The 3,049-nt window shown below is 64.3% G+C and carries 3 protein-coding genes; all 3 read right to left on the bottom strand.

Annotation, left to right across the window (positions count from 1 at the left end; genetic code table 11):
• On the bottom strand, positions 1–768 hold a 768-nt coding region (locus ACLP9N_RS24665), incomplete at its 3' end, for an adenylate/guanylate cyclase domain-containing protein (RefSeq protein WP_442409842.1).
• A 240-nt stretch (positions 769–1,008) separates the two neighbouring features.
• Complete coding sequence (locus ACLP9N_RS24660) at positions 1,009–1,953, bottom strand: M48 family metallopeptidase (protein ID WP_442409841.1); 945 nt, start codon at positions 1,951–1,953, stop codon at positions 1,009–1,011.
• A 12-nt stretch (positions 1,954–1,965) separates the two neighbouring features.
• Positions 1,966–2,595, bottom strand: coding sequence for a LemA family protein (locus tag ACLP9N_RS24655; protein ID WP_442409840.1), 630 nt, complete (start codon positions 2,593–2,595; stop codon positions 1,966–1,968).
• Between the last annotated feature and the right edge of the window lie 454 nt (positions 2,596–3,049).

Here is a 3,049-nt window from a genome sequence, read left to right as displayed (position 1 = left end):
CGCACCCTGGCCGTTGATGGCACGCTTCAGTAAACCTTCGACAGCAGCCATCTCCCAGTGTCGGCCCACCAGAGCCGCTTCAGCACCTCCGACAGGACGATCCCGGTCTGACACGCCCACCAGCTGCGGGGCGGCCACGGGTTGATCCGTGCCCTTGATGTGGACCAGTTCCGGTTGACCCAGAGTCACAGCGCCATCAACCAATCGAGCGGTGGACGCGCTGAGCATCACCCCACCGGGTGGAGCCACCGATTCCATCCGCTGCGCCATCCCGACCTGGTCTCCGATCGCGGTGTACCCGGTTGCCGTGGTGCCGATCTCCCCGGCGATCACCTGCCCGGAGTTAAGTCCCACCCGCAGCTGCAATGCGATGCCGTCGCGCGCTTCGACCTCTTTGGCGAGTTTGGCTGCCTCCGACTGGATGTCCAAGGCAGCCAAGCAGGCGCGAAAAGCGTGGTCCTCCAAAGCCACCGGCGCGCCGAACACTGCCATGATCCCGTCACCGGTGAACTTGTCCACCGTCCCGCCATACCGTTTCACCACAGCGGCGGCCCGGTCGACCAGCCCGGACATGATCTCCCGCAGCCGCTCCGCACCGACAGCCGAAGCAAGATCCATCGAATGCACCACATCGGCGAACAGGACGGTTACCTGCTTGTACTCCGCACGGGCATCGGCTTCTTGGACTGGCGCACCACAGCCGTCACAGAATCGAGCGCCCTCACGCGGCTCGCTGCCACATGTGCGGCACGCTGCAATGGCCGTCATCCGACCCTCCGCCGATCCCGGCCCCAGCGTTTGCGGGGTGCTCTAAGGATAGGCGGTTGGACACTCCGCAAGGAGCCCTCGGCATTCAGGGTGATTCCGACACAGAGTTTTGAGAGCCTCGTATGTCGTCCATTTTCACCGATAATCGTCAGCGTGCTCGCGGGCCACCTTCCAGCAGCGAGGGTCAAAAGCTGTCAGCGACGAGTCGGGTCGCCGGACAGGGCATCCAGCCGAATAAGATTAGGCGGCTTGTCCGTGCTCGATCTGTTGGAGCACGGCGATGCGTTCGGCGATGGGTGGGTGAGTGTCGTAGAGGTGGTGGAACCAGCTCTCGTGGTGTTGGAGCGGGTCGTCGATGCACATGGCCGCGGTGGCGTGGTTGAACTTGGCGAAGGGCTGGTCGTTGGCTTGGAGCTTCTGCAGTGCGTGGGTCAGCCCGACGGGGTTACGGGTCAGTTCGACGCCGCTGACGTCAGCCAGCGATTCCCGCCGGCGCGATAGGGCGAGGCGTACCAGGGGCCCGAATATGACTGCCACCACGGCCAGCAGGGCTGCGGCGGCGAAGACGACCAGCATCATTTTTACGCCCTGGCGCCCCGGCGAGCGCATGAAGAAGACGGAGCGCCACAACAGGCTGGCCAGCAGCCCGGCCATGCCGATGAGCGTGCTCACGATGAGCAGCAGGCGCACATCGTAGTTCTTGATGTGGCTCATCTCGTGGGCGATCACCCCTTCGAGTTCCTCGCGGTTCATGATCGATAACAGACCCGTCGTGGCTGTAATGGCCGCGTGCTTAGGGCTAGTGCCGGTGGCGAAGGCGTTGGGAGAGGGGTCGTCGATCACGTAGACCTCGGGCTTGGGCAGGCCGTCGCCTATGGCCAAGGCTTCGACGATGTTGTGTAGCTGGCGGTAGCGGTAGGGGTCGGCCGGCTGGGCGCCCGAGACCGCCAGCACCAAGCGGGTGCCAGAGGTGAGCGAGAAGGCGATTCCGGCCAGGGCGAACAGGGCGGCCGCCACGACGCCAACGACGATGTCTCCACTGGTGTCAGTGGGTGCCGCCGGCGGCGATTGGGACGCGGCTGACCACAGCCATCCGACCACCGCCCCGATGCCGACCCACACCACGAAGAACAACACCACGCAGGCGGCAGCCCGCCGCTTGTTACGGGCGATCTGCTCGTACACGGACCCGTCCGATCACGACGCCGGAGAAGCGGAACTCTCCGAACCGGGGCCGACAGGAGGCGTAGGCGCACCTGGAGGCGCGGTAAAGCTCACCTGGGGTACCTCGCGCTCGGCCTCGTCGGTCTCGAAGAAACTCACCGCGTGAAAGCCGAACGTAGCCGCCAGCAGGTTGCGCGGGAACGTCTGCAGCGCAATGTTGTAGTCCCGGGCGCTGGTGTTGTAATAGCGACGCGCGTACTCGAGCTTGTCCTCGGCGGCGGTGAGCTGCTCTTGGAGTTGAAGGAAGCTCTCCACGGCGCGCAGCTGCGGATAGTTCTCCGCCACCGCGAACAACGAACGCAACGTCTGGGTCAGGGCATTCTCGGCCTGACCGATCTTCGCTGGGTCACCTGTCTCGCCAGCGCGGACGGCACCGGCACGCGCCTCGGTGACGGCCTCGAAAGTCTCGCGCTCATGGGATGCATAGCCCTTGACCGTCTCGACCAGGTTGGGGATCAGATCATGGCGGCGCTTGAGCTCGACGTCGATCTCCGACCACGCCTCCTGGGTTCGATTGCGGCGGCGGACCATACCGTTGAACGCGAGGACGCCACCTCCCAGCAGAATGACGACGACGACCACAATGATGATGACAGCGACCATGCGAACTCTCTCCTTCCGTTCCGCTGATCATCGTGACACCCCAAACTCCGGGGAGGTCAGGGCCCAAGGTCACCATATCTTCTGACCACCTTCGACTACTCAGGCCGCCCGAAGCCGGCGATGGCGAAGCCGAGGAACACGACGGCGAAGACACAGACGAACCCGAAGTCCTGGTGTGCCTGCGTGTTCCAGGCTCAGAGGGACACCGTGATCGCCCATCACCCGAGATCGTCACCGGCGTTCGCATCGTTCCCGACAACACGCAATGACCGACCAGCTGGTCCGCGGCGAATTCAGGTGCAGCCCAAACGGCCCGCGCGGCAACCCTATTCGCGTCGTTTCTCATTACCGGAGATCGACCAAGAGTTCTCCGAGCGTGGCTAGCCGGTGCCGTGGTGCACGGCATCGGGTGCCTACCTGTCGCAACACGGCAACACCGCGTGAGGTAAGCCAT

The sequence above is a fragment of the Mycobacterium sp. genome (genome assembly GCF_052144515.1).
Classification (GTDB): Bacteria; Actinomycetota; Actinomycetes; order Mycobacteriales; family Mycobacteriaceae; genus Mycobacterium.
Note: the sequence above shows the minus strand (reverse complement) of the source record. Positions and strands in the feature narration are given on the sequence as shown.

Coding starts and splice junctions, on each gene's coding strand:
- ACLP9N_RS24655 (WP_442409840.1), bottom strand. CDS start 2,595: ATGGTCGCTGTCATCATCATTGTGGTCGTCGTCGTCATTCTGCTGGGA.